The sequence below is a fragment of the Mesorhizobium sp. M1403 genome (assembly GCF_040317695.1).
Taxonomy (GTDB): domain Bacteria; phylum Pseudomonadota; class Alphaproteobacteria; order Rhizobiales; family Rhizobiaceae; genus Mesorhizobium.
Genome location: NZ_JAMYKY010000005.1, coordinates 257486 through 283551 on the forward strand (window position 1 = coordinate 257486; position 26066 = coordinate 283551).

Consider the following 26066-nt stretch of genomic DNA (forward strand, 5'->3'; position numbering starts at 1 on the left):
AAATTGCCAAGACAATGGTCCGGGGATCACCGTTCGACGCGGCAAGAAAATGCCACAACCCTGAGCCGGGAACTCAGGTCAACAAAAACAGGGAACAGTTAAAATGATGATGGAAAAGTTTGCTCTACGCTCCCGCTTCTTGCTCGCGGGCGCGGCCATGTCCGCGCTGCTTCTGGCCGCTGCGCCTGCCTTCGCGGTCACGCCCGCCGACACGCTGGTCGAAGGTTTCGCCATCGACGACATCATCTCCATGGATCCGGGCGAGGCATTCGAATTGTCGACCGCCGAAATCACCGGCAACACCTACGATCTTCTGGTGCGCCTCGACCTCAGCGACACCTCCAAGGTCAAGGGCGATCTCGCGGAAAGCTGGAGCGTCTCCGACGATGGCCTGACCTACACATTCAAGCTCAAGCCCGGCCTCAAATTCGCTTCCGGCAATCCGATCACGGCGGCGGACGTCGCCTATTCGTTCGAGCGCGCGATCAAGCTCGACAAGAGCCCGGCCTTTATTATCGGCCAGTTCGGCATCGATGGCGGCAACGTCACCGAGAAGGCCAAGGCTGTTGATGATACGACGTTCCAGTTCACCGTCGACAAGGCCTATGCGCCGAGCTTCGTGCTGAACTGCTTGTCGGCGACTGTCGCCTCGGTCGTCGACGCCAAGCTGGTCAAGGAGCATGTCGCCGCGGTCACGCCCAGCGCCGACTACAAATGGGACAATGATTTCGGCAATGCCTGGCTGAAGACCGGCTATGCCGGCTCCGGCGCCTTCAAGTTGCGCGAATGGCGGGCCAACGAGGCCGTTGTTATGGAGCGCAACGACAATTACTACGGCGAGAAGGCCAAGCTTGCCCGTGTCATCTATCGCAACATGAAGGAAAGCTCGGGCCAGCGCCTGGCGCTGGAAGCCGGCGATATCGACGTCGCCCGCAATCTCGAGCCGAACGACCTCGACGCGATTGCCAAGAATTCCGACCTCACCACCACCTCAGCCCCCAAGGGCACGGTCTTTTACATCAGCCTCAATCAGAAGAATCCGAACCTCGCCAAGCCCGAGGTTCGCCAGGCCTTCAAATATCTTGTCGACTATGATGCATTGAGCTCGACCATCCTCAAGGGCATCGGCGAGATCCATCAGACCTTCCTGCCCAAGGGCGTGCTCGGCGAGTTGGACGAGAATCCGTTCAAATTCGATGTCGCCAAGGCCAAGGAACTGCTTGCCAAGGCCGGCCTCGCCGACGGCTTCAGTGTCACCATGGACGTGCGCAGCAGACAGCCGGAGACAGGCATGGCCGAATCGATCCAGCAGACGCTGGGACAGGCCGGCATCAAGCTGGAGATCATCCCCGGCGACGGCAAGCAGACGCTGACCAAATACCGCGCCCGCAACCACGACATCTATATCGGCCAGTGGGGCCAGGACTATTTCGACCCGAATTCCAATGCGCAGACCTTTGCCAGCAACCCGGACAATTCGGATGAAGGCAAGACCAAGACGCTGGCCTGGCGCAACGCCTGGGACATCCCGGACCTGACCAAGCAGACCGAAGCCGCCCTGCTCGAGAAGGACGCGGCCAAGCGCGCCGCAATGTACCAGGATCTCGAGAAGAAGATCCTCGATACCAGCCCGTTCGTCATCATCCACCAGCAGCTGGAAGTGGCCGGCCTGCGCAAGAACCTCAAGGGTTTTGCGCTCGGCCCGAGCTTCGACACCAACTTCGTCGGCCCCGTCTCGAAGGAGTGACGCCGGCGGACGCGCCGTATGAGTGTGGCTGAAAGCGAAGTGACGGCAGGGCGCGGCGGCGCCCGTGCTGTTGCCGTGGCCTCATCGATCGCCCGGTTCCTCGTCATCGCGATAACGACCTATCTCGGTCTGCTCGCGGTGACCTTCTTCATCGGCCGTGTCATCCCGATCGACCCCGTTCTGGCGGTGCTCGGCGACCGGGCGCCGGCCAATGTCGTCGAACGCACGCGCCGCGAGATGGGCCTCGACCTGCCGCTGGTCGAGCAGTTCTACATCTATGTGAAAAACGCCTTGAACGGCAATTTCGGCACCTCGGTGCTGACAACCAATCCGGTGATGACCGATATCCGCCGCGCCTTTCCCGCGACGCTCGAACTGGCGACGCTGGGAACATTGATCGGTTCGGTGATCGGCGTGCCGCTTGGCGTGCTGGCCGCGGTGCGGCGCGGCAGCATCATCGACCAGGTCGTGCGGATCATCGGCCTTGTCGGCTATTCCGTGCCGATCTTCTGGCTGGGGTTGCTGGCGCTGGTGCTGTTCTACGCCAAGCTGCAATGGGTCGCCTTTCCCGGCCGCCTCGATGTCGTCTACGAATACACCTTCACGCCGATTACCGGCTTTTACCTGCTGGATGCACTCTGGCAGCGGCAGTGGGACGTATTTGCCGATGCCTTCCGCCACATCATCCTGCCGGCCTCGCTGCTCGGTTATTTCTCGCTCGCCTATATCAGCCGCATGACGCGCTCCTTCATGCTGAACGAACTCACCCAGGAATATATCGTCGCGGCACGAGCCAAGGGCCTGTCGGAAACGCGCATCATCTGGGGTCACGCGCTGCGCAACGCCGCGGTGCCGATGGTTACGGTGATCGCTCTGTCGTATGCCGGGCTGCTCGAAGGCTCGGTGCTGACCGAGACGGTGTTTTCGTGGCCGGGCATCGGCCTCTACATCACCAACTCGCTGCAGAACGCCGACATGAATGCCGTGCTCGGCGGCACCATCATCATCGGCTCGGTCTTCATCGCCATCAATCTATTCTCCGACCTGCTCTACCGGGTGCTTGATCCCAGGACCAAGGCAGGATGAGGACCAAGGCAGGATGAGCACGGAAGCTATTCAAACCCGCCGCGACTGGCTGCTCAGCGAGCGGCCGGCGTCGCGCGTGCAAGCAAGGCTCGGCCGCGCCTATGTGGCATGGCGGCGCTTTTCCGCCAACCGGCTGGCGTTTGCCGGCCTGCTCATCATCATTGCCTTGCTGGTGGTCGCGGCCTTCGCCGATGTGCTGGCGCCCTATTCGCCGACGTTCGGCGATCTCAAGGGCTCGCGGCTGCTGGCGCCGAGTGCGGCGCATTGGTTCGGCACCGACGATCTCGGCCGCGATATCTATTCACGCATCATCTTCGGCTCGCGCTGGACACTGTACGTCGTCGTTCTGGTTGCCATCATCGCCGCGCCCATCGGCTTGCTGGTCGGCACCGTCGCTGGTTACGCCGGCGGCTGGACCGATGCGATCCTGATGCGCATCACCGACATCTTTCTCGCCTTTCCGAAGCTGATCCTGGCGCTGGCCTTCGTCGCCGCGCTCGGCCCCGGCATCGAAAACGCCGTGCTCGCCATCGCCATCACCTCGTGGCCGCCCTATGCCCGCATCGCGCGCGCCGAAACGCTCACGGTGCGCAATTCGGACTACATCAAGGCCGTGCAACTGATGGGCGCCTCGCCGTTCCGCATCGTGCTCCGCCACATAATGCCGCTCTGCATCTCCTCGCTGATCATCAGGGTGACGCTCGACATGGCCGGCATCATCCTGACCGCCGCCGGCCTCGGCTTCCTCGGCCTCGGTGCGCAGCCGCCGCTGCCGGAATGGGGCGCGATGATCGCGTCCGGCCGCCGCTTCGTGCTCGACCAGTGGTGGGTTGCGGGCGCGCCCGGCTTTGCCATCCTCATCGTCAGCCTCGGCTTCAACCTGCTCGGCGACGGCTTGCGCGACGCGCTCGATCCCCGAAGCGGTGACCAATGAGCACGCTTCTCGAAGTCGACGACCTGCGCGTTACCTTCCCGACGCGCACCGGCCTGATCGAGGCCGTGCGCGGCGTTTCCTTCTCGCTCGGCCGCGAGCGGCTCGGCATCGTCGGCGAGAGCGGTTCGGGCAAGTCGCAGACCGGCCGCGCCATCATGGGTGTCACCCCGCCGCAGGCCGAGGTGACCGCGAAGACGCTCGCTTTCGACGGCATCGACCTGCTGGCCGCCTCGCCGCGCGAGCGCCGCGCGCTGCGCGGCAAGCGTATCGCCATGATCCTGCAGGATCCGAAATATTCGCTCGACCCGGTGATGAGCATCGGCCGCCAGATCGTCGAGACGCTGCGCACGCACGAGAAGGTCTCCAAGGCCGAAGCCCGCGAGCGCGCGCTTGCCATGCTGGAGGCTGTGCAGATCCGCGATCCGGCCCGCGTCTTCGACCTGCATCCGCATGAGGTTTCCGGCGGCATGGGCCAGCGCGCCATGATCGCCATGATGCTGATCGCCGGGCCGGAGATGATGATCGCCGACGAGCCGACCTCGGCGCTCGACGTCACCGTGCAGCTCGACGTGCTCGGCATCCTCGACAGGCTGGTCAGCGAGCGCGGCATGGGGCTGATCTTCATCTCGCACGACCTGCGCCTGGTCTCGTCCTTCTGCGATCGTGTCATCGTCATGTATGCCGGCAAGGTGGTCGAACAGCTCAACGCCTCGGAGCTCGGCCGCGCCCAGCATCCCTATACGCGCGGCCTGCTCAACTGCATGCCCAAGATCGGCGCCGACCGCCACCCGCTGCCGGTGCTCGACCGCAAGCCGGAGTGGGCGGCATGACGGCAGCCCTTTCCGTCGACAGGCTGGAGGTGATGTTCGACCGCTTCCGCGCGCTGAAAGGCGTCAGCCTCGAGGTGCAATCCGGTGAATCGTTCGGCCTCGTCGGCGAATCCGGCTCCGGCAAGTCGACCCTTCTCAGGGCAATCGCTGGCCTGGCGCCGGCCGCATCAGGCACCATTGCCGTCAACGGAAAAACGCTCGGCGCGCGCCGCGACAAGGCCTTTTATCGCGAGGTGCAGATGGTGTTCCAGGACCCGTACGGCTCGCTGCACCCGCGCCAGACCGTCGACCGCCTGCTGCAGGAGCCGCTCGCCATCCACGGCTTCGCCGACGGCGAAAAGCGCATCCAGCGGGCACTGGACGAGGTCGGCCTGGGGACCGGCTTTCGCTTCCGCTATTCGCATCAATTGTCGGGCGGCCAGCGCCAGCGCGTCGCGATTGCCCGCGCCCTGATCCTCGAACCCTCGATCCTGCTGCTCGACGAACCCACGTCGGCGCTCGACGCTTCCGTACAGGCCGAAGTGCTCAACCTGTTGGAGGAGATCCGGCGGCGCCGCAAGCTGACCTTCCTGATGGTCAGCCACGACCTCGCCATCATCACCCATATGTGCGAGCGGCTGATGGTGATGCAGAACGGCGAGGCGGTCGAGCACCTCGCCGCCGGCGACCTCGTCGAGCGCCGCGTTAGCAAGGATTACACGCGCAATCTGCTGAGGGCGAGCGAAGGATTTGTCAGAACGGCATGAGCGACGGGCGTTCGGTTGCTGACGCCGGACCGGCAGGCCCAATCGCCCGGCGGCGGTGCCAACTTGAGGAAAACCTGAAATAAGCCCAGAAGAGTCTCAACAGCCATCAAACGAGAGCGGGCGCCGGCCCGGCGAGGGGTACGATGACAAATTCAGCCATTTCCGAACGCAAGAACCAGTCGATTTCGCGCGGCGTCGGCATGACCACTCAAATCTATGCCGATCGCGCCGAAAACTCGGAAATCTGGGATGTGGAAGGCCGCCGCTACATCGATTTCTCGTCCGGTATCGCTGTCGTCAACACCGGCCACCGTCACCCCAGGGTGATCGAAGCGGTCAAGGCGCAGCTCGACCGTTTCACGCACACCTGCTACCAGGTCGTGCCCTATGAGAGCTATATCAAGCTGGCCGAACGGCTGAACGGCATGCTGCCCGGCAAATTCGACAAGAAGACGATTTTCGTCACCACCGGCGCCGAGGCGGTCGAGAATGCCATCAAGATCGCCCGCAACGCCACCGGCCGGCCGGCGGTCATCGCCTTTTCCGGCGGCTTTCACGGCCGCACCTTCATGGGCATGGCGCTGACCGGCAAGGTCGTGCCCTACAAAGTCGGCTTCGGCGCCATGCCGGCGGATGTCTTCCATGCGCCGTTCCCGGTGGCGCTGCACGGCGTCTCGGTCGCCGATTCGCTGGCCGCGCTCGACCGGCTGTTCAAGGCCGATGTCGACCCGGCCCGCGTCGCCGCCATCATCGTCGAGCCGGTGCAGGGCGAGGGTGGCTTCTACGAGGCGCCGCGCGATTTCATGACCGCACTGCGCAAGGTCTGCGACCAGCACGGAATGTTGCTGATCGCCGACGAGGTGCAGACCGGCTTTGCCCGCACCGGCAAGATGTTCGCCATGGACCACCACGAGGTGGCGGCCGACATCACCACCATGGCCAAGAGCCTGGCCGGCGGCTTCCCGCTGGCGGCCGTCACCGGGCGTGCCGAGATCATGGATGCGCCGAGCCCCGGCGGGCTCGGCGGCACCTATGGCGGCAGCCCGATCGGCGTCGCCGCGGCGCATGCCGTGCTCGACGTCATCGATGAGGAGAAGCTCTGCGACCGCGCCAACACGCTGGGCAACCGTCTGAAGCAGCGCCTGCAATCGATCCGCGACGAAGCGCCTGAGATTGTCGATATCCGAGGACCCGGCTTCATGAACGCGGTCGAGTTCAACGATGTGACGAAGGGGCTGCCGTCGTCGGAACTCGCCAATGCGGTCCGGCTGAAGGCGCTCGACAAGGGCCTGATCCTGCTGACCTGCGGCGTCTACGGCAACGTCATCCGCTTCCTCGCGCCGATCACCATCCAGGACGCCGTCATGAACGAAGCGCTCGACATCCTCGAAAGCTCAATCCGCGAAGTTCGCGCCGCCTGAGCTATCCGGCCGCTCTTGCAGGCTCTGCCTGCTGGAAGGCGGCGAGCGCCGCCTTCAGCCCGTCGGGCCCGGTCGCGACAATCTGCGGCGACGGCGAAAAGCCGGCGCCGAGCATCTTGCGGCCAAGCATATGGTCGCCGGGCCGGTTGACCGATTCGATGCCGAGCAGCCGGCTTGCGGCGTAGTGGTAGATCGAGAATTTGTTTTCGGCCACGTCGCCCAGCACGACATGGCTGTCGCCGCCCGCAATCAGGCCGACCATCTGCAGCTTCATGTCGCCGATATCGGACCAGAACCACGGCACCGCCGAGTAATTGTCGGCATGGCCGATGATGGTGCGCGCGGCGAGCCGCGCCTGGTCTGTGGCGTTCTGCACCGATTCCAGCCGCACATCGCCGCCGGTGAACCAGTGCCGGTAGGAGGCGGCGTCGCCGATGGCGAGGATTTCCGGCACCGACGTGCGCATCTGCTGGTCGACGCGGATGCCGTTGGCGATGGCAATACCGGCGGCTTCGGCCAATTCGACATTCGGCACGACGCCAATGCCGATGACGACCATCTGTGCCGGCAATCTCTCGCCGGACGAGGTGATTGCAGCCGAAACACGGCCGTTCTCGCCCTCCAGCCGTTCGATGGTGGTGCCGGTAAGGATGCGCACACCGGTCGCTTCCAGCCGCTGGCGCACATGGCTGGCGATGACCGGCGCCACGGCGCGGCCGAGCAGCCGGTCGACCGCCTCGACCACCGTAACCTTGCGGCCGGCGGCGGTGAGCGTCGCGGCAATCTCCAGGCCGATGAAGCCGCCGCCGAGAATGACGGCCTCCTCGCTTTGCACGCTCAATTCGCGGATCAGGCGGGCATCGCCGAGCGAGCGCAGCGACACAACGCCGGAAAGCTCCGAACCCGGCAGCGGCAGCAGGCGCGGCCGCGCGCCGGTGGCGAGGACCAGCCGCTCGAACGGCAGCACGCCGCCGCCCGATATCTCCAGCCGGCGGCCGCCTACATCGATGCGCTCGATCCGGAGGCCTGGCCGGTAGTCTATGGCGCTGCCGGTATAAAAAGCCTCGCCGCGCAACGGCTGCGGCTTTGCTTGCTGATCCTTGATGAAGGTCTTCGACAGCGGCGGCTTGTGGTAGGGCAATTCGTTTTCGTCGCCAATCAGGATCACCGGCCGGTCATAGCCCTCTTCGCGCAGGCTGGCAGCCGCTTGCACGCCCGCATGACCCGCACCGACAATGACAACCCCGTTCTTCATAACAGCCCGATTCCTCATCCAAATCTAGGACGTCCCGCCAGGTGGCGATTGTCCGGTGCCGCCGCAAGAGTGCCGATCCGGGTCGCACCCGGAACGGCCGCCTGTCAATCGCTTCATGCGGCGGCATTCCTGATAGATCGGTGTTAAAGTTGACAGTTCTAGTTTAGAATAATTCTAAACTATTGTTTCAATTGAATTTTTTCTACGCCACCAGTTGACATCCAGCGTCTTCGCCGTTTTATGGAAGCTCGCGCGTCAGCGCATCCCTTTGATGTCTGGGCCTTGAACCCTTTCGATTGGAGGCATTTCGGTGTCTTTCTTCCGCGAACCGCGCGATGGCGCGACCCTTCTTTGCCCGCTGGCAACTGCCAGCCGCGGCGCCGGCATTTCATTGATTCCCGAGGAGAGACAGTCATGAGAACGATGATCACGGCGCGGTATGGCGGCAGGCTTGCGGCGATCGGCGCCACCGCGATGCTCACGGCGGCGGTGTTCGTGCTGCCGGCCAAGGCGCAAACCGATGCCAAGGCGGTCATCAAGACCTATTCCGACATTGCGCTTGCCAAATACGAGGATTCGCTGATCACGGCCGAGGCGCTCGACAAGGCTGTCGATGCACTGCTCGCCAAGCCATCGGCCGAAACGCTGAACGCCGCCCGCGAGGCCTGGAAGGCATCGCGCGTTCCCTATCAGCAGACCGAGGTCTATCGCTTCGGCAATGCGATCGTCGATGACTGGGAAGGCAAGGTGAACTCCTGGCCGCTCGACGAGGGCTTGATCGACTATGTCGCCAAGGGCTACGGCACCGAGTCGGACGCCAACGCGCTCTATACCGCCAATGTGATCGCCAACAAGTCGATCGAGATCAACGGCAAGAAGGTCGACGCTACCAATCTGACGCCGGAGTTCCTCTCCGGCACCCTGCAGGAAGCCGGCGGCATCGAGGCCAATGTGGCGACCGGCTATCACGCCATCGAATTCCTGCTATGGGGCCAGGACCTGCACGGCACCGGTCCTGGCGCCGGCGAGCGGCCCTACACCGATTACGATCTTGCCAATTGCACCGGCGGCAATTGCGACCGTCGCGGGCAGTACCTGAAATCGGCGAGCGACCTTCTGGTTTCCGATCTCAAGGACATGGTCAACGACTGGAAGGAAGGCGGCGCCGCCCGCAAGAACCTTGTCGATGGCGAGCCGAACGCCGCCATTTCGACCATCTTCACCGGCATGGGCTCGCTGTCCTATGGCGAGCTCGCCGGCGAGCGGATGAAGCTCGGCCTCTTGCTGCACGATCCAGAAGAGGAGCACGATTGTTTCTCCGACAACACCTACAACTCCCATCTCAATGACGCCGTCGGCATCCGCGCCGCCTATCACGGCAGCTACACGCGGCTTGACGGCACTGTCGTCGAGGGGCCGTCTGTGGTCGACATGGTCAAGGCGGCCGATCCGGCGATCGACAAGGAATTGTCGGACAAACTGGATGTCACCGTCGCCAAGATGGAGGCCATCAAGGCGCGGGCGCTTGCCGGCGAGGCCTATGACCAGCAGATCGGAGAGGGCAACACGGAAGGCAATGCCACCGTGCAGGCGGCGATCGACGCGCTGGTCGATCAGACCAAGTCGATCGAACGCGCCGTCGGTACCCTGAAGCTCAATGCCATAGCCTTCGAGGGATCGGACAGCCTCGATTCACCGGACAAGGTGTTCCAGTAAACTATCGAAACCACCAGCCACGCGGCGCAATGAGCGCCGTCAGCCAGAGCGCCAAATGCTGATCTGCCATTGCAACATCATCACCGAAAAGGAGATAGAGCAGACGATCGTCGGACTGCTGGATGAGGACCCTTGGCAGCTTATCGTGCCGGCGAAGGTCTATCATGCCATGCACAAGCGCGGTCGCTGTTGCGGCTGCTTCCCAAATGTGGTCGAAACGATCATTCGGGTCACCGAAAATTACCACACCCGCTCGGCGGCGAGCGGCGTGGACATTGTTTCACACCTGGATCGCGTCAGAGGCCTGCGCGTCCAATACGGGAGCAGAACCCATGAAAGGCGAACAGCAGATCATAGAGCGGCTTAACGAGGCTCTGTTTCTGGAACTTGGAGCGGTCAATCAGTACTGGGTGCATTTCCGGCTGCTGGAAGACTGGGGATACGCCAAGCTGGCGAAGAAGGAACGCGCCGAATCGATCGAGGAAATGCACCATGCCGACCGGCTCGTGGCGCGCATCATTTTCCTCGAGGGCCATCCGAACCTGCAGTCCGTGGCGCCGCTGCGCATCGGGCAGAATGTCAAGGAAGTGCTCGAATCCGATCTTGCCGGCGAATATGACGCGCGCACTGCCTACAAGCGGTCGCGCGAGATCTGCAACGAGGCAGGCGACTACGTGACGATGAAGCTGTTCGAGGAATTGCTGACTGACGAGGAAGGTCACATCGACTTCCTCGAGACGCAACTCGATCTGCTGGCCTCGATCGGCGAGGAAAAATACGGCCAGCTCAACGCGGCATCGGCCGACGAGGCGGAATAAGGACATGCAGGAATGCGGCGCCCCCTAGATTTCATGCGCCGCTTGCGGCCGGCCAAGCATTGCGGCCTGCCGCCTCAGAAGAAACCGCGATACGGAATGGTTCGCGGCGCTTTTCTTGCCGTGGTGGCGACGCTCACAGCCTCGGCGCTGGCCGGAGCGCCGCAACCGGCGGGGCTTGCTACCAGCCGCACCGATCTGACGCCGAAGGATCTGGCGCGCGTCATCGCCATTACCAGGCCGACCAGCGATTTCTCCAAGCCCGAGCAATTCGAGCTAATGCAGGGCGGCGCCGGCACCTCGAAGAAGGACGTCAACAAGGACGCCTTCTCGCAATCCTCTGCCAACATCAGCTTCGAGGAAGAGGGCACCTTCAAGCTCGGCAACGCCATCTTCCGCAAGAACTGGGTGTCCTCGCCATCCTCGACACAGGCCTCGGATGGGCTCGGTCCGCTGTTCAATGAGCGCGCCTGCCAGAACTGTCATCTGAAGGACGGCCGCGGCCATCCGCCCGAAGGCGACAGTGGCACCACCTCGATGTTCCTGCGCCTGGCAAGGCAAGCCAGTACCGAGGAGGAGGAAGCCGCGCTCGCCGATCACAAGGTGCTCAACTTCCCCGACCCGGTCTATGGCACGCAATTGCAGGAATTGGCGGTACCCGGCCTGCAGGGCGAGGGCAGGATGCATGTCGACTATCAGGACGAGAAGGTGAAATTGGCGGATGGCAGCACGGTGTCGCTGCGCAAGCCGAGCTATTCGGTCGAGGGCCTCGCCTACGGGCCGCTCGACCCGCACACCACGCTGTCGCCGCGCATGACGCCGCCGATGATCGGCCTCGGCCTGGTCGAGCAGATCGCTCCTGCCGACATCCTTGCGCGTGCCGATGCGGCCGACCGCGATGGTGACGGGATTTCCGGCAGGCCCAACATAATACGTGACGGCAGCAGCGGTGAACTGACGCTCGGCCGTTTCGGCTGGAAGGCGCAGGCGGCATCGATCCGCCAGCAATCGGCGGATGCTTTTGCCGGTGATATCGGCATTTCGACGCCCGAGGTGCCGAAGCACTGGGGCGATTGCACCGCCGCAGAAAAGACCTGCCTTGCCCTGCCTAACGGTGTGCAGGAGCGCCTCGGTCCGGTCGAAGCGCCGCCGCCGGTCATGGACCTCGTTACCTTCTATTCGCAAAACCTTGCCGTGCCGGCCCGGCGCGGTCTCGACAGACCGGACGTGCTCGCCGGCAAAAAACTGTTCTACGATATGGGCTGCATCTCCTGCCATACGCCGAAATTCGTCACCCGTCGCGGCACCCCGAATAAGGCGCAGGCCTTCCAGCTGATCTGGCCGTATTCCGATTTCCTGCTGCACGACATGGGACCAGGCCTTGCCGACGGGCAGGCGGTGGGCGAGGCCACGGGAAGCGAATGGCGCACGCCGCCGCTGTGGGGCATCGGGCTCACCCAGACCGTCAGCGGCAACACCTTCTTCCTGCATGACGGGCGCGCGCGCAGCCTGGCCGAGGCGATCCTGTGGCATGGCGGCGAGGGCCAGAAGGCGCGTGACCGCTTTGCCGCCGCTGATGCGGCCGATCGCGATGCGCTGATCAAATTTCTGGAGTCGCTCTGATGCCGAAGCGTCTTGCGCTTGCGCTCGCTCTGCTGGTCCTCACCGGTGCGCTGCCAGCATCCGCGGCGGTGAAGGCTTCGGATGTGATCCAGCGGGCGACCGACGGCTTCGTCCGCCCGGCCTATGCCAGGCTGCATGACCATGCGGACAGCTTGGCGAAGATCATGCACGCGCTTTGCCAGGCGCCCTCGCAAGACAATCTCGATGCGGCACGCGCCGAATTCTCGGGTGTCGTGGATGCCTGGTCGGTGGTGGAAATCATCCGTTTCGGGCCGATCTCCGAAAACAACCGGCTTGAGCGCATGCTGTTTTGGCCGGACCGCAAGAGCATCGGCCTGAAGCAGGTGCAGGCAGCACTTGCCGGCAAGGATCCGACAGCCGCCGATCCGGCCCAGCTGGCGACAAAGAGCGTCGCCATGCAAGGGCTCGGCGCACTGGAATTCGTGCTCCATGGTGACGGCGCCGATCAATTGGCCGGCAGGGACGCCGCCTATCGCTGTGCCTACGGTGCGGCCATTGCCGGCAATATCGAGGCAATCGCCGGCGAGGTCAGCGATGCCTGGACCAAGCCCGACGGTTTTGCCGCGCTCTGGGCCAATCCGGGTCCGCAGAACGCGCTCTATCACGGCGGCACCGAAGCGGTGACCGAACTGGTCGGCGTCTTCATCAACGAGCTGGAAATGGTGCGCGACGTGCGCCTGAAAGGCTTCCTGGGCGCCAAGCCGGAGGCCGACAAACCGAAACAGGCGATCTATTGGCGCTCGCAAAACACCGCCCGCTCGCTGACCGGGAACCTGGCGGGCATGGACGCGCTGTTCCAGGCCTCGCAGCTTGGCGACGCGCTGCCGCCCGATGCGCGCTGGATGGCGGAATCGGTTCACATCCAGCTCACCAACGGGATCGAGGCGGCCAAGGCGATCAGGGGTCCGATCGACAAGGCACTTGCCGATCCGGCGCTGCGCCGCAAGCTCGATTATTTCTCGCTGGTGACATCCAGCCTGACGACCCTGATCGGAACCAGGCTGACCGCCGAATTTGGCCTGACCGCCGGGTTCTCGTCACTGGACGGCGACTGATCATGAGGACGCCGCTGATCGATCGGCGCGATTTCCTGAGGGCCGCAGGCGCTGGTTTCGTAGCGGCGATGGCGCCGTCGGCCTGGGCAAAGACACTCGACGCCGACGCGGTCTTCGCCACCGCTTTCGTCAAGCGCGACGGCAGCTATGGCGCGGCCGTCCTGTCCGAGGCCGGCAAGTTGTTGCACACGATCGATCTGCCCGATCGGGGCCACGACGTTACTTTCGACCCGGTGTCGAAGCGGTCGGTGGTGTTTGCCAGGCAGCCGGGCACCTTTGCTGTCGTCTTCGACCATACCGGCCGCGATGAACCGCAGACCATTGCCAGCGTTGCCGGCCGACATTTCTTCGGCCATGGCGTGTTCTCGGCCGACGGCACGCTGCTCTACGCCACCGAGAACGATTTCGACAATGCCGCCGGCGTGGTCGGCGTCTATGACGCGCATGCGAAATTCAAGCGCATCGGCGAGTTCCCGACCTACGGCATGGGCCCACACGAGCTTTTGCTGCTTTCCAATGGCAGGACGATTGCTGTGGCTAATGGCGGGATCGAGACGCATCCGGATTATGGCCGCGCAGAGCTCAATATCGCAACGATGAAGCCGTCCTATGTTCTGGTCGACCGCCTTACCGGCGATCTCACCGAAAAGCACGAATTGCCGCCGGCGCTGCACCAACTGTCGATCCGCCATATGGATGCCGACCGGTCCGGCACCGTCTGGTTCGGCTGTCAATACAGGGGGCCGGGTACCGATCGTCCCCCGCTGGTCGGCCGCGCGCCGCGCGGCAAGGACTTGCAATTGCTCGACATGTCGCAAGACGTGCTCTCCGGCTTCAGGAACTATATCGGCTCGGTCGCCGCCAACCCTGCCGCTGGCACCATCGCCGTGTCTTCGCCTGAGGGGAATTCGCTTGCCGTGATCGACACCGCCAGCAGCCGCATCGTCGCTACCAAGGCGCTGGTCGAGGTCTGTGGCGTGGCGCCCGATGGGAAAAGCTTCATGGCGACGACGGGCGCCGGCGAAATTGTCGAGGGCGGTGGCACGATCCGTTCCGAGCCGGACTATGTCTGGGACAATCACGTGCTGCGTATCGAGCAGATCGGCTAATCCTGGCAACGGTTTGTGGCAGTTGCGTTCGTCGAAACTTACCTTCTTGGACCCACACTCCAAGCAAGTCGCCTGAAGATTTGTGGATATTCCCCTTGCGGGGATCAGCCCTGGCGGGCAGAGGGAGGCTGCTTTCGAAACTGTCTCAACCGGGCGCTTCATGAAGTTGCTTGCCATCGACTGTGCCGCCAATCTCTGCGCCGCCTGCGTCTACGACGCGGCGGCCGGGAAAGAACTCGGCCGTTCGGTGCTCGATCTCGGCAAGGGTCATGCCGAGCATCTGATGGGTGTCATCGAAGGGGCGTTGAAGGCGGCCGGAACGGACTTTACCGGCCTCGGCGCCATTGCCGTTGCGACCGGTCCGGGCTCCTTCACCGGTCTGCGCGTCGGCGTCTCGGCGGCGCGCGGCCTTGCGCTGGCGCTGAAAATCCCCGCGATCGGCGTGACGACTCTGGAGGCGTTGGCCGCAGAGGCCGCAGCGATATTTCCCCGCCGCGCCGTGCTCGCCGCGCTCGATGCAGGCCGCGAGGAGATCCATGCGGCGCTTTACGATGAGAGGTCGGTTCTGATCTATGGTCCGGCTGTGACCACGCTCTCGCAAGCCGCAGCCATGGCGACCGACATCTCTCCGGTTCTGGCGGGCACGGCGGCAACCCAAATTGCCGCGGCGGCCGGGCGCAGCTTCGATCTCGGCGGGACGGCGGCCACCGCCGACATCGCCGTCTATGCCCATCGGGCCGCAGCCAAGGGCGAGGGCGAAAAGCCGAAACCGCTCTATCTGCGCGGCGCCGACGCCAAGCCGCAGGCCGGCTTTGTTTTATCGAGGCAAAAAAACTGATGCGCATTCCGTTCCTCCAGCCGCGCCGCAGGGACTATGCGCTCGAGCCGCTGACAATTACCGACAGCGCGGCCATGTCGGTGCTGCATCGCGAGGATTTCGCGCGGCCGTGGACCGACGACGAATTCGCCGCACTGCTCGAGCAGGACACCGTGTTCGGCTATGCCGCGCGCGAGACCGGACAGGGCGCCAAGCCGCCGGTCGGCTTCGTGCTGGCGCGGCTGGCGGCCGGCGAGGGGGAGGTCCTGACGGTCGCGGTGGCACGCTCGCATCGGCGCCGGGGGCTCGGCTGGCAATTGATGGATGCGGTGCTGCGCGAATTGCACGCACAGCGCGCCGAGGCACTTTTCCTCGAGGTCGACGAGACCAACGTCGCTGCGATCGCGCTCTATCGGCGGCTTGGCTTCCGCGAGGTCGGCAAGCGCGCCAACTATTACAAATCGCCGGAACACGGCCCGACCGGCGCGCTTGTCATGCGCCGCGATCTTCGCTAGCCAAACGCCGGGGTGGTGCGGATGATCGGAAAAATCAGGATTTTCCTGGCGCTGGGGCTGGTTGTCGTCGGCTCATTGGTGCTTGTGCCGCTGCAGGTCCTGTCGATGAGGACCGGGCTCTGGCGCGAGACCTTCATCCTGAAGATCTGGCACAGGATGATCGTCAGGGCGCTGGGGCTGCGCATCCATGTCAAGGGGGCGCTGTCCGGCCAGCGCCCATTGCTGATTGCCGCCAACCACATCTCCTGGACCGACATCATGGTACTGGGGTCGATGGTCGACGTGACGTTCATCGCCAGGGCCGACATGGCCGGCTGGCCGTTGATCGGCATGCTGTCGAAGCTGCAGCGCACTGTCTTCATCGAACGTGAGCGCAAACGTTCGTCGGGCGACCAGGCGAGCGAGATCGCCGGCCGCATGGCCAAGGGCGACGCCATGGTGCTGTTTGCCGAAGGCTCGACCGGCGACGGCAACACGATCCTGCCGTTCAAGAGTACGCTGTTCGGCGCCGCTACAATGGCGATTGCGGAAGGGGCGGCCGAACAGGTCTTCATCCAGCCGGTGGCGATCGTCTATACGCGCCTGCATGGCGTGCCGCTCGGCCGCCGGCATCGGCCGGTTGCCGCCTGGATCGGCGATGAAGAGCTGATGCCGCATCTGAAGGTGCTGATGGCCGAGGGCGCCCTCGACGTCGAGGTGCATTTTGGCGAGGCGATTGCTTTCTCCAAGGGCTCCAGCCGCAAGGAAACGGCAAAGCAGATGGAACGCCAGGTGCGCGAGATGGTACAGGCGGCTCTCGCCGAACCGCGCCCAAGCCGGTAAGCCGCGCAGGTTCCGGCCAGATTCGTCTGTTTTTTGTCAGGGAAAGGCGCTAGAAGCCGCGAAATGGAATTGAACACGATAGAACGCGACGACATCGGCGCTGCCGCCGAAAACCTAGTCGTTCTGCCTGCCGCGACCAGAAAGGTCTTCGTCAAGACCTATGGCTGCCAGATGAACGTCTACGATTCGCAGCGCATGACCGATGCGCTGGCGGCCGACGGCTATGCCGCGACAGACGCTATCGGCGAGGCCGATCTGGTGCTGCTCAACACCTGCCACATCCGCGAGAAAGCGGCGGAAAAAGTCTATTCGGAACTTGGGCGCATCCGTGAGTTGAAGGCGGAACGTGCTAAGGCCGGGCGCGAAATGCTGGTCGGCGTCGCCGGCTGCGTGGCGCAGGCCGAGGGTGCCGAGATCATCCGCCGCTCGCCGGCCGTCGATCTGGTCATCGGCCCGCAGACCTACCACCGGCTGCCCGGTGTGCTGGCGAGGGCGCGGAGCGGCGAAAAGATCGTCGAGACCGACTATGCCGTCGAGGACAAGTTCGAGCATCTGCCGCAGCCGAAGCGCGCCGAACTGATCAGGCGCGGCGTGACGGCGTTCTTGACCGTTCAGGAAGGCTGCGACAAGTTCTGCACCTTCTGTGTCGTGCCCTACACACGCGGCTCGGAAGTCTCGCGGCCGGTGGCACAGATCGTCGCCGAGGCCGAGCGCCTGGCGGATGCCGGCGTGCGCGAGGTGACGCTGCTCGGCCAGAACGTCAATGCCTGGCATGGAAGAGGTGAAAACGGCGCAGAATGGGGCCTTGGCCGGCTGCTGTTCAGGCTGGCCGAGATTCCGGGCCTGGCGCGTCTGCGCTACACAACCAGTCATCCGCGCGACATGGACGATGAATTGATCGCCGCCCATCGTGATTTGCCTACGCTGATGCCCTATCTACATTTACCGGTGCAATCCGGCTCCGACCGCATACTCAAGGCGATGAACCGCAGACATATGGCCAAGGACTATCTGACGTTGATCGACCGCATCCGTGCCGCACGGAACGACATTGCGCTGTCGGGCGATTTTATCGTCGGCTTTCCCGGCGAGACGGAAGCCGATTTCGAGGCGACCATGCAGTTGGTCCAAGACGTCAACTATGCCTCGGCCTTTTCGTTCAAATATTCGCTGCGCCCCGGCACGCCGGGCGCCGAGATGAGTGATCACGTGCCGGAGGCCGTCAAGGACGAGCGCCTGCAGCGGCTGCAGGCGCTACTGCTGAAACAGCAGCAGGATTTCGGCGCAAGCCTGATCGGCAGGACCATCGACACGCTGATCGAAAAGCCGGGCCGCCAGGCCGGTCAGAAGGTTGGCCGCTCGCCCTGGCTGCAGCCGGTTATTGTTGATGAAATGGCCGGCGAAATCGGTGACATTATCCAGGTACGAATCACGAAGACGGGCTACAACAGCCTGTTCGCCGAATTGGCCTGAAGGTCTCGGCAGATGAGGAGAGACGGTTGAGCGCTGCTGAAGTGAAGAACCTGCCCCAGAACCTACCCTCGGGGGCCTCGGATATGGCGCACATCGTACTGACTTTCGACAACAACAAGCTTGCCAGCGCCCTTTACGGCCAATTCGACGAGAATCTGGCCAGACTCGAGCAGAAGCTCGGCGTCGACATCCGCTCGCGCGGCAATCAATTGACCATCAAAGGCTCTTCCTCGGCGGCCGAGCAGGCACGCCGCGCCTTGGACAATCTTTACGGAATTCTGCAGAAAGGCACCGATATCGGCCAGTCCGATGTCGACGGCGCTGTGCGCATGGCGATCGCCGCCGACGACCAACTGACGCTGCCGACACTGGAGCGCAAGGGCAAGGTGTCTGCCGCCCAGATATCGACGCGCAAGAAGACGATCTATGCCCGCTCGCTGAACCAGGACGCCTATATGCGCGCGCTGGAGCGGTCGGAACTCGTCTTCGGCATCGGCCCGGCCGGCACCGGAAAGACCTATCTGGCGGTGGCGCATGCGGCAATGCTGCTCGAACGCGGCATGGTCGAACGCATCGTGCTGTCGCGCCCCGCGGTCGAGGCCGGCGAACGGCTTGGCTTTCTGCCGGGTGACATGAAGGAGAAGGTCGATCCTTATCTGCGGCCGCTCTATGACGCGCTCTACGACATGATGCCGGCCGACAAGGTCGAGCGGGCGATTGCCGCCGAGGTCATCGAGATCGCGCCGCTGGCGTTCATGCGCGGCCGTACGCTGGCGCACGCTGCCGTCATCCTCGACGAGGCGCAGAACACCACGCCCATGCAGATGAAGATGTTCCTGACCCGGCTCGGCGAGAACTCGCGCATGATCGTCACCGGCGATCCGACCCAGATCGATCTGCCGCCAAACACCAAGTCCGGCCTGGTCGAGGCGCTGAGAATCCTCGACGGCGTCACCGGCATGGTGACGGTCCGCTTCAACGAAGGCGACGTCGTCAGGCATCCGCTGGTCGCCGAGATCGTCAAGGCCTACGACCGCGACGGCAAGCTGGCCAGGGGCTTGGGTGTCGAAGGCTGATATGATTATGCGGCCGCATGGCTGAGGAGCAAAAGGCGGGGGGGCCGCTTCCCGTCGAGATCGATATCGCGATCGAGGCCGGAGATTGGCCCGCCGAGACGACGCTGACGCGGCTGGTCGACCATGCCGTCTCGGCCGCCTTTGCCGAAACCGGTGCGGACGGGCGTTCCGAGCTCAGCATCCTCTTTTCCGACGATGCCCATATCCGCACGCTCAATGCCGGCTGGCGCGGCAAGGACAAGCCGACCAACGTCCTGTCTTTTCCGGCTTTTCCGTTTGCCCGGGGCGGGCCGCTGCCGCCGATGCTCGGCGACATCGTGCTGGCCGCCGAGACGGTCGCGCGCGAGGCGGCACTGGAAGACAAGCCGGTCGAGGACCATATCTCCCATCTCGTTATCCATGGCCTGCTGCATTTGCTGGGCTACGATCACGAAACCGACGCCGAAGCGGAACTGATGGAAGCGACAGAGCGCGCAGCACTTGCGAGGCTTGCCATTCACGATCCCTACACGTAATTACAAAAGATCAATTGACCGGACGATGATGAACGACAAACCAGAGACTGCCGCCCGCCCCGATGCCGGCAGTGCGATCAAGCCTTCCGAAACGACGGAAGAGGGCTCGAGTCCGAGTACCACGACCGGCAGCTTCGCCAGCGAGGCATCGCCTGCCGGTCCTTCCCTGTTCGATCGCGTGCTCGGGCTTTTCAGGCACCGCAACGGCACCAGCCTGCGCGAGGAGATTGCCGGTGCGCTTGCCGAAACGGCGAGCGATGCGGAATCCTTCTCGCCCGGCGAACGCGCCATGCTCAACAATATCCTGCGTCTGCGCGAAGTGCGCGTCGAGGACGTCATGGTGCCGCGCGCCGACATCGAGGCGGTCGAGATCACCACGAAGCTGGGTGATCTTCTGGGGCTCTTCGAACAGTCCGGCCATTCCCGCATGCCGGTCTATTCGGAGACGCTCGACGACCCGCGCGGCATGGTCCATATCCGCGACGTGCTGGCGCACATCACCAAGGTCGCCCGCGTCCGAAAGGGCAGGACGACCAGGAAAACCGCGGTCGCAACGGTTCTCGATCTCGCCCAGGTCGATCTGGCGCGCACCATCGGCGATCTCAACCTGATCCGACCGGTGCTGTTCGTGCCGCCGTCGATGCTCGCCTCCGACCTGATGGGGCGGATGCAGACGACACGGACCCAGATGGCGCTGGTCATCGACGAATATGGCGGCACCGACGGTCTCGTCTCGCTCGAGGATATCGTCGAGATGGTGGTCGGCGACATCGAGGACGAGCACGACGACGACGAGCCGATGATCACCCAGGCCGGCGAAGGCGTCTTCATCGTCGACGGCAAGGCCGAGATCGACGATGTCGCCAAGATGATCGGCGAGGATTTCGCCGCCGGCGAGCACGGCGAATATGTCGACACGATCGGCGGCATGATCTTCAACACGCTTGGCCGGGTGCCGGCGCGCGGCGAAGTGGTGCAGGCCATACCCGGCTTCGAGTTCCATGTGCTCGACGCCGACCCACGCCGCGTCAAGCGCGTGCGCATAGTCGAAACCCTGAAGGGCGAGCGCCGCCGCCGCGCCGCCCGCACCGAGCAGGCTTGAAGGACGCGGCTCGCCCGATGCCGATTGAGGACCCGTTCAAGCACTCGACACTGGGCTCCGGCGTCTTCTACCAGGATCCGCGGGCCGCATTGACATGGCTTGAAAAGGCTTTCGGCTTCGAGCCGAGCATGGTGGTCAGCGATACCGATGGCAGGCTCGTCCATTCCGAGATGCGGTTCGGCGACGGCTATATCATCATCGATTCCGAATGGGCCGACCATATAGCCAGCCCGGCTTCAGTTGCAGGCAAGAACACGCAGTCGGTCTATGCGCGCCTCAAGGACGGGATAGATGCCCACTGTGATCGTGCAAGGGCGGCGGGAGCCGAGATCGTCGAGGAGCCTGCCGACCAGTTCTACGGTGAACGGCAGTACAGGGCGCGCGATCCTGAAGGCCATGTCTGGACCTTTTCCCAGACTGTCCGCTCCGTCCCACGCGAAGAGGCTGAGCGGCTGGGCGGACTGAAGATCGAAGGCTGGCATCGATAGCTATGAGCGGACTTGTTCGCTCTTATCCGGTTTGGAGCCAAGGCCGCGGCCTGATAAATCTTGCTTCCTGATTCGCACGACTCGGAAGCATAGATGGAGCGCCAGGCCGGCCGGATAATTCTGCTTTGGGGCTGGCGGCGCGCGCTGGTGGCGTTTCTTGCCGGCGCGCTGGCGGTTCTCGCTCAGGCGCCTTACGATTTCTTCGCCGTCTGTTTCGTTTCGTTCCCGCTGCTGGTGTGGCTTCTCGATGGCGCGACCGGCGAAGCCTCGGACGGTTTTCTGCGACGCTTGCTGCCGGCTTTCGCCATCGGCTGGTGGTTCGGTTTCGGCTACTTTCTTGCCGGTCTGTGGTGGGTTGGCTCGGCGCTTCTGGTCGAGGCCGACAGCTTCGCCTGGGCCTTGCCGTTCGCGGTGGTTGGCATCCCCCTCGCGCTGGCCTTCTTCTATGGCTTCGCCGCCGTGGTTGCCCGGCTGTTGTGGAGCAATGACATCGGCCGCATCGCCGCGCTCGCCTTCGGCTTTGCGCTGGCGGAATGGTTGCGCGGCTTCCTGTTCACCGGCTTTCCCTGGAATGCCGTTGGCTATGCGGCGATGCCGGTGCCTTTGCTGATGCAGAGCGTGTCGGTGACCGGCATGATCGGCATGAATGCGCTTGCAGTCTTCGTCTTTGCACTGCCGGCCCTGCTTGCGGCGCGCCGGCATCTTCGCCTCGGCGTGGCATTGCTTGTCGTTCTGGTCGTTGCCCATGCCGGCTTCGGCTATATCAGGCTCGCCGCCCCCGAAAAGCCGGCCGCCCGCAGCCTCGACGTCCGTATCGTGCAGCCTGCCGTCGACCTCACGGAAAAATGGGATGCCTCGGTGCGTGACCGCATCTTCGCCACCATGATGGGGCTTTCGGCCAAAGCGCCGGAACCCGGCCATGACAGGCCGCAATTGATCCTGTGGCCGGAGACCTCCGTGCCGTTTCTGTTCACCGAACGTCCGGATGCCTTGCCTGCCATCGGAGAGATGCTCGGCGATGGCCAGATGCTGGTCGCCGGCGTCGTTCGCGAGGAAGGCGGCTCGGCGACCGGAAGCCGTTACTACAACTCGGTCGTGGCGATCGACGAAAGGGGCGAAATCGTCGATGCCGTCGACAAGGTTCATCTGGTACCGTTTGGTGAATACCTGCCTTTCGCCGATCTGCTCGGCCGCTTCGGGCTTGAGCAGCTTGTCGCCGGCCCAATGACCTTCGCGGCCGGCAATGAGCGGCACCCGATCACGCTGCCCGGCGGCATCCGGGCGCTGCCGTTTATTTGCTATGAGGTCATCTTTCCCGATCTGGTCGCGGTTGACGCTACGTCAGCCGAGCTTATTGTGAACGTCACCAATGACGCCTGGTTCGGCGACACGCCAGGGCCGTACCAGCACTTCAGGCAGGCGCAGATCCGGGCGGTGGAGAATGGGGTGCCCCTGTTGCGCGCGGCCAATAACGGCATTTCGGCCGTTGTCGACCCGCGCGGTCGCATCGTCGACGCGCTGGCTATCGACGCACGCGGCGCCATCGATGTGCGTGTGCCGATCTCCAACCAAGCCATCGTTTCCTCCGGCCAACGACGCATTAACGGAATGCTGATCATGTTTTTGCTTGCCGTTGCGGCATGCATTTTGAACGTAAGGCAAAGGCTACGGGCGAATTGACAGCCGACACATTAGAAACTCATACTGTAAGCGCCTGAAAATTCTCGAAGTCGATAAGGTCGTTCTGTTGGGGCACGGGCCGCGGCGTCGTTTGGGCAGCAAAATAGAAAAAGCCGGAAAAATTCGGCGAGGAAAAAATGACAGAAGAAAACAAGAAAAAGCCGAATCCGATCGACATCCACGTCGGAAGCCGCATCCGGCTTCGCCGCAATATGCTGGGAATGAGTCAGGAAAAACTGGGCGAAAACCTCGGCATAACGTTCCAGCAGATCCAAAAGTACGAAAAAGGCACCAATCGCGTCGGCGCCAGTCGTTTGCAGGCAATCGCCTCGATACTCGGCGTTCCCGTCGCCTTCTTTTTCGAGGATGCGCCCGGTCAGGAGGCCGTGGGCAACCGTGGATTTGCCGAGGATGCGTCGATGACCTCCGCCGTCGAATTCTGCGGCAGCCCGGAAGGCCTCCAGCTGAACCGCGCCTTCGTCAAGATCGCCGACGTGAAAGTGCGTCGCAAGATCATCGAGCTTGTGAAGTCGCTCTCCGCCGACGAGGTCGATTGACTGGCCGTAGCCGGGCATGCAATTTCTCGTGGCCGAGTGCACCGTGGGATGTGCATTCCGCAGATGCGCCGACGCGCGGATCGATTTTGCTCGACATGCTTCCACGAAACCGTTCTCTTCAGCCTGTGAGTGCAAGAGATGAGGGTAGTGCGCCCTGCCGCCGTCTTCTGGACGCAAAGATAATAACGTCAAAATTCATGCTAGAACGGCTGCACGACTTGACGAGCGGCGCCCGGCACCGTTAACAACTGGCGCGCCAAAATCGGCGGCCTGCCGATATTTTTTCAAGAGGGGACACCCGTGACGCGGCACAATTATTTCTTCACCTCGGAATCCGTTGCCGAGGGCCATCCCGACAAGGTCTGCGATCGTATCTCCGACGAGATTGTCGATCTCGTCTACCGCGAGGCCAGAAAGACCGGCATGGACCCGTGGAAAGTCCGCGTCGCCTGCGAGACGCTCGCGACGACCAATCGCGTTGTCATCGCCGGTGAAGTGCGCGTCCCCGAGACGCTGCTCAAGAAGGACAAGGAGGGCAACATCCTGAAGGATGCGGCCGGCCATCCGATTGTCAACCCGGCCAAGTTCAAGTCGGTCGCACGCAAGGCAATCCGCGAAATCGGCTACGAGCAGGCCGGCTTCCACTGGAAGACGGCCAAGATCGAGGTCCTGCTGCACGGCCAATCGCCGGATATCGGCCAAGGCGTCGACAACGCTTCCGACCGGCAAGGCGAGGAAGGAGCCGGCGATCAGGGCATCATGTTTGGCTATGCCTGCCGCGAAACGCCGGACCTGATGCCGGCGCCGATCTATTACAGCCACAAGATCCTCGAATTGCTGGCCGCTGCGCGCCATGAGGGCAGCGGTGATGCCGGCAGGCTCGGGCCGGATGCCAAGAGCCAGGTGACAGTCCGCTATGTCGACGGCAAAGCGGCGGAAGTGACGCAGATCGTGCTGTCGACCCAACATCTCGATGAGACGTGGGATTCGAAGAAGGTGCGCAACGTCGTCGAGCCCTATATCCGCGAAGCACTAGGCGACCTGAAGATCGCCGACAATTGCAATTGGTACATCAACCCGACTGGCAAGTTCGTCATCGGCGGACCTGACGGCGACGCCGGCCTGACCGGCCGCAAGATCATCGTCGACACCTATGGTGGGGCTGCGCCCCATGGCGGCGGCGCCTTCTCCGGCAAGGACACCACCAAGGTCGACCGCTCGGCCGCCTATGCGGCGCGCTATCTCGCCAAGAACGTGGTTGCCGCGAAGCTTGCCGATCGCTGCACTATCCAGCTTTCCTATGCGATCGGTGTCGCCCAGCCGCTGTCGATCTACGTCGACCTCCACGGCACCGGCAAGGTCGACGAGGCAAAGCTCGAGCGTGCACTGCGCACTGTGATGGACCTATCGCCGTCCGGCATCCGCCGCCACCTCGATCTCAACAAGCCGATCTATGCCAAGACGTCGTCCTACGGCCATTTTGGCCGCAAGGCCGGCCGCGACGGATCCTTCTCCTGGGAGAAGACCGATCTCGCCAAGGCGCTCAAGGACGCTCTCGCCGAACCGGTCGCCGAAGCAGTCGCCGCCTAACAACGGCGCCTATGGACCCGAAGGACCGGCCAAGCCGTGCGACCGAGGCGTTTTTCGGTCGCCGGCGCGGCAAGACCATCCGACCGCAGCAGGCGGCGGCGCTGGAGAGCGGCTTCGCCGCCTACAGGCTCGATCTGACGGTTGAACCGCCAGCCGATCTGCGCAGCCTTTTCGAAGCCGAAGTTTCCGCTGTCCAGCTCGAAATCGGTTTTGGCGGCGGCGAACATCTTCTGCACCGTGCCACGGCCAGCCAGGCGACCGGCTTTATCGGCGTCGAGCCTTTCGTCAACGGCATGGCCAAGATGATGATGGCGGTCCGGGAGCGGCCGCTTGCTAATCTGCGCGTCTATGACGACGACGCCACACGCCTGCTTGACTGGCTGCCGCAGGCTTCGCTTGACGGCATCGACCTTCTCTACCCGGATCCGTGGCCGAAGAAGAAGCACTGGAAGCGGCGCTTCGTCAGCCCGGTCAATCTCGACCGCTTCGCGCGCGTCTTGAAGCACGGCGGAAAGTTCCACTTTGCGTCAGACATCGACAGCTATGTGAACTGGACGCTGCTGCATTGCCGGGCGCATGGCGCCTTCACGTGGCAGGCAAACGAAGCAGCCGACTGGCGTCGGCCCTATGATGGCTGGCCGGGGACGCGCTATGAGGCCAAGGCCATTCGCGAGGGCCGACGGCCCGCCTATCTCACCTTTGTGCGGAAATAGCAGGAAGTCCGAGCTGAGCGGCCGAAGGCTCTCCTGTTCACTTGGCTTAGAAGCGGCGGATTTTATCGAAGGCTGCCGGCTCCATGCCCAGATTGCGCAGATCATTCGCACGCGGCTTGCGACCGTTTTCCACAGCACGCGACGCTGCTACGGCGCTGCCAAACACGCTAAAAAAGTCGCCTATGGCTGAAAAAAATCCACGATTGTTCATGATCGGATCCTTCCGAGCGTAGTGAGCGCTCCAATTGTGCAATGCAACATAGATAGTCGTGCGTTGCCGGTGCTCAAAGGAGGATTACTGCATGGGCGCCATGCATTTGGCGCAGCGCTGCGGACTCGGAGCCTTGCCGTCATGCACGA

26 protein-coding genes are annotated in these 26066 nt (G+C 63.4%); 24 read left to right on the plus strand and 2 right to left on the minus strand.

Translation table 11 applies throughout. The annotated features are described in order from the left end of the window. Positions 1-103 precede the first annotated feature (103 nt). The 6 genes from NKH01_RS12515 (at position 104) to NKH01_RS12540 (ending at position 6764) form a co-directional block, all read left to right on the plus strand. Positions 104-1747, plus strand: coding sequence for an ABC transporter substrate-binding protein (locus NKH01_RS12515; RefSeq protein ID WP_353020343.1), 1644 nt, complete (start codon positions 104-106; stop codon positions 1745-1747). Between the two features lie 18 nt (positions 1748-1765). Continuing rightward, positions 1766-2833 carry an ABC transporter permease gene (locus NKH01_RS12520; RefSeq protein WP_352857429.1) on the plus strand — a complete coding sequence of 356 codons (1068 nt, stop codon included), beginning with the start codon at positions 1766-1768 and terminating at the stop codon, positions 2831-2833. Positions 2834-2846: 13 nt separating this feature from the next. Continuing rightward, positions 2847-3767 (plus strand): nickel transporter permease, encoded by a 921-nt coding sequence (nikC, locus tag NKH01_RS12525; protein WP_353020344.1) that lies wholly within the window; start codon positions 2847-2849, stop codon positions 3765-3767. Beyond that, on the plus strand, positions 3764-4597 hold the full coding sequence (locus tag NKH01_RS12530; RefSeq protein WP_353020345.1) for an ABC transporter ATP-binding protein: 834 nt from the start codon (positions 3764-3766) through the stop codon (positions 4595-4597). Before nikC ends, NKH01_RS12530 begins: the two co-directional genes overlap by 4 nt. Further along, the gene (locus NKH01_RS12535) at positions 4594-5343 is read left to right on the plus strand and encodes an ABC transporter ATP-binding protein (protein ID WP_353020347.1); all 750 of its coding nucleotides are present in this window, start codon (positions 4594-4596) and stop codon (positions 5341-5343) included. The genes NKH01_RS12530 and NKH01_RS12535 overlap by 4 nt, the downstream gene beginning before the upstream one ends. Positions 5344-5486: 143 nt before the next feature. Then, the gene (locus NKH01_RS12540; protein WP_353020348.1) at positions 5487-6764 is read left to right on the plus strand and encodes a 4-aminobutyrate--2-oxoglutarate transaminase; all 1278 of its coding nucleotides are present in this window, start codon (positions 5487-5489) and stop codon (positions 6762-6764) included. A gap of 1 nt (position 6765) precedes the next feature. Here the strand turns inward: NKH01_RS12540 and NKH01_RS12545 are convergent, their stop codons facing one another. After that, positions 6766-8019: an NAD(P)/FAD-dependent oxidoreductase gene (locus tag NKH01_RS12545; protein WP_353020349.1), complete on the minus strand. Its 1254-nt coding sequence runs from the start codon at positions 8017-8019 to the stop codon at positions 6766-6768. Between the two features lie 423 nt (positions 8020-8442). Between NKH01_RS12545 and NKH01_RS12550 the strand changes: the two genes are divergently transcribed. The 18 genes from NKH01_RS12550 (at position 8443) to trmB (ending at position 25706) form a co-directional block, all read left to right on the plus strand. Beyond that, a complete protein-coding gene (locus tag NKH01_RS12550; protein ID WP_502912617.1) occupies positions 8443-9735 on the plus strand; it encodes an imelysin family protein in 1293 nt (430 codons plus the stop codon). Positions 9736-9790: 55 nt separating this feature from the next. Then, positions 9791-10102 (plus strand): (2Fe-2S)-binding protein, encoded by a 312-nt coding sequence (locus NKH01_RS12555; protein WP_254816251.1) that lies wholly within the window; start codon positions 9791-9793, stop codon positions 10100-10102. Next, on the plus strand, positions 10068-10553 hold the full coding sequence (gene bfr, locus NKH01_RS12560) for a bacterioferritin (RefSeq protein ID WP_023719581.1): 486 nt from the start codon (positions 10068-10070) through the stop codon (positions 10551-10553). Before NKH01_RS12555 ends, bfr begins: the two co-directional genes overlap by 35 nt. Positions 10554-10649: 96 nt before the next feature. Beyond that, a complete protein-coding gene (locus NKH01_RS12565) occupies positions 10650-12173 on the plus strand; it encodes a di-heme oxidoreductase family protein (RefSeq protein ID WP_502912618.1) in 1524 nt (507 codons plus the stop codon). Beyond that, positions 12173-13249: an imelysin family protein gene (locus NKH01_RS12570; RefSeq protein WP_353020351.1), complete on the plus strand. Its 1077-nt coding sequence runs from the start codon at positions 12173-12175 to the stop codon at positions 13247-13249. The genes NKH01_RS12565 and NKH01_RS12570 overlap by 1 nt, the downstream gene beginning before the upstream one ends. A 2-nt stretch (positions 13250-13251) precedes the next feature. Further along, positions 13252-14358 carry a DUF1513 domain-containing protein gene (locus NKH01_RS12575; protein ID WP_023719578.1) on the plus strand — a complete coding sequence of 369 codons (1107 nt, stop codon included), beginning with the start codon at positions 13252-13254 and terminating at the stop codon, positions 14356-14358. Between the two features lie 160 nt (positions 14359-14518). After that, positions 14519-15196: a tRNA (adenosine(37)-N6)-threonylcarbamoyltransferase complex dimerization subunit type 1 TsaB gene (gene tsaB, locus NKH01_RS12580; protein WP_023719577.1), complete on the plus strand. Its 678-nt coding sequence runs from the start codon at positions 14519-14521 to the stop codon at positions 15194-15196. Continuing rightward, positions 15196-15690 (plus strand): ribosomal protein S18-alanine N-acetyltransferase, encoded by a 495-nt coding sequence (rimI, locus tag NKH01_RS12585; RefSeq protein ID WP_353020352.1) that lies wholly within the window; start codon positions 15196-15198, stop codon positions 15688-15690. The genes tsaB and rimI overlap by 1 nt, the downstream gene beginning before the upstream one ends. Before the next feature lie 21 nt (positions 15691-15711). After that, positions 15712-16512, plus strand: a complete 801-nt coding sequence (olsA, locus tag NKH01_RS12590; RefSeq protein WP_353020353.1) for a lyso-ornithine lipid O-acyltransferase — start codon at positions 15712-15714, stop codon at positions 16510-16512. 63 nt (positions 16513-16575) lie between these two features. Continuing rightward, a complete protein-coding gene (gene miaB / locus NKH01_RS12595) occupies positions 16576-17985 on the plus strand; it encodes a tRNA (N6-isopentenyl adenosine(37)-C2)-methylthiotransferase MiaB (protein WP_352549156.1) in 1410 nt (469 codons plus the stop codon). A gap of 83 nt (positions 17986-18068) precedes the next feature. Then, positions 18069-19061, plus strand: a complete 993-nt coding sequence (locus NKH01_RS12600; RefSeq protein WP_023719573.1) for a PhoH family protein — start codon at positions 18069-18071, stop codon at positions 19059-19061. A gap of 17 nt (positions 19062-19078) precedes the next feature. Beyond that, positions 19079-19576, plus strand: coding sequence for an rRNA maturation RNase YbeY (gene ybeY / locus NKH01_RS12605; protein ID WP_353020354.1), 498 nt, complete (start codon positions 19079-19081; stop codon positions 19574-19576). A 28-nt stretch (positions 19577-19604) separates the two neighbouring features. Then, positions 19605-20678: a hemolysin family protein gene (locus tag NKH01_RS12610; protein WP_352483241.1), complete on the plus strand. Its 1074-nt coding sequence runs from the start codon at positions 19605-19607 to the stop codon at positions 20676-20678. A 17-nt stretch (positions 20679-20695) separates the two neighbouring features. Next, positions 20696-21166, plus strand: coding sequence for a VOC family protein (locus tag NKH01_RS12615; RefSeq protein WP_352846975.1), 471 nt, complete (start codon positions 20696-20698; stop codon positions 21164-21166). A gap of 93 nt (positions 21167-21259) precedes the next feature. After that, the gene (gene lnt, locus NKH01_RS12620; protein WP_352483239.1) at positions 21260-22846 is read left to right on the plus strand and encodes an apolipoprotein N-acyltransferase; all 1587 of its coding nucleotides are present in this window, start codon (positions 21260-21262) and stop codon (positions 22844-22846) included. Positions 22847-22983: 137 nt separating this feature from the next. After that, complete coding sequence (locus NKH01_RS12625) at positions 22984-23403, plus strand: helix-turn-helix domain-containing protein (protein WP_352493770.1); 420 nt, start codon at positions 22984-22986, stop codon at positions 23401-23403. 300 nt (positions 23404-23703) lie between these two features. Further along, positions 23704-24993, plus strand: coding sequence for a methionine adenosyltransferase (gene metK / locus NKH01_RS12630; RefSeq protein ID WP_352908610.1), 1290 nt, complete (start codon positions 23704-23706; stop codon positions 24991-24993). Between the two features lie 11 nt (positions 24994-25004). Next, entirely contained in the window at positions 25005-25706 is a 702-nt protein-coding gene (gene trmB / locus NKH01_RS12635) for a tRNA (guanine(46)-N(7))-methyltransferase TrmB (RefSeq protein WP_352493771.1), read from the plus strand. Positions 25707-25752: 46 nt separating this feature from the next. Here the strand turns inward: trmB and NKH01_RS12640 are convergent, their stop codons facing one another. Beyond that, positions 25753-25917, minus strand: a complete 165-nt coding sequence (locus tag NKH01_RS12640; RefSeq protein WP_023719565.1) for a hypothetical protein — start codon at positions 25915-25917, stop codon at positions 25753-25755. Positions 25918-26066 lie beyond the last annotated feature (149 nt).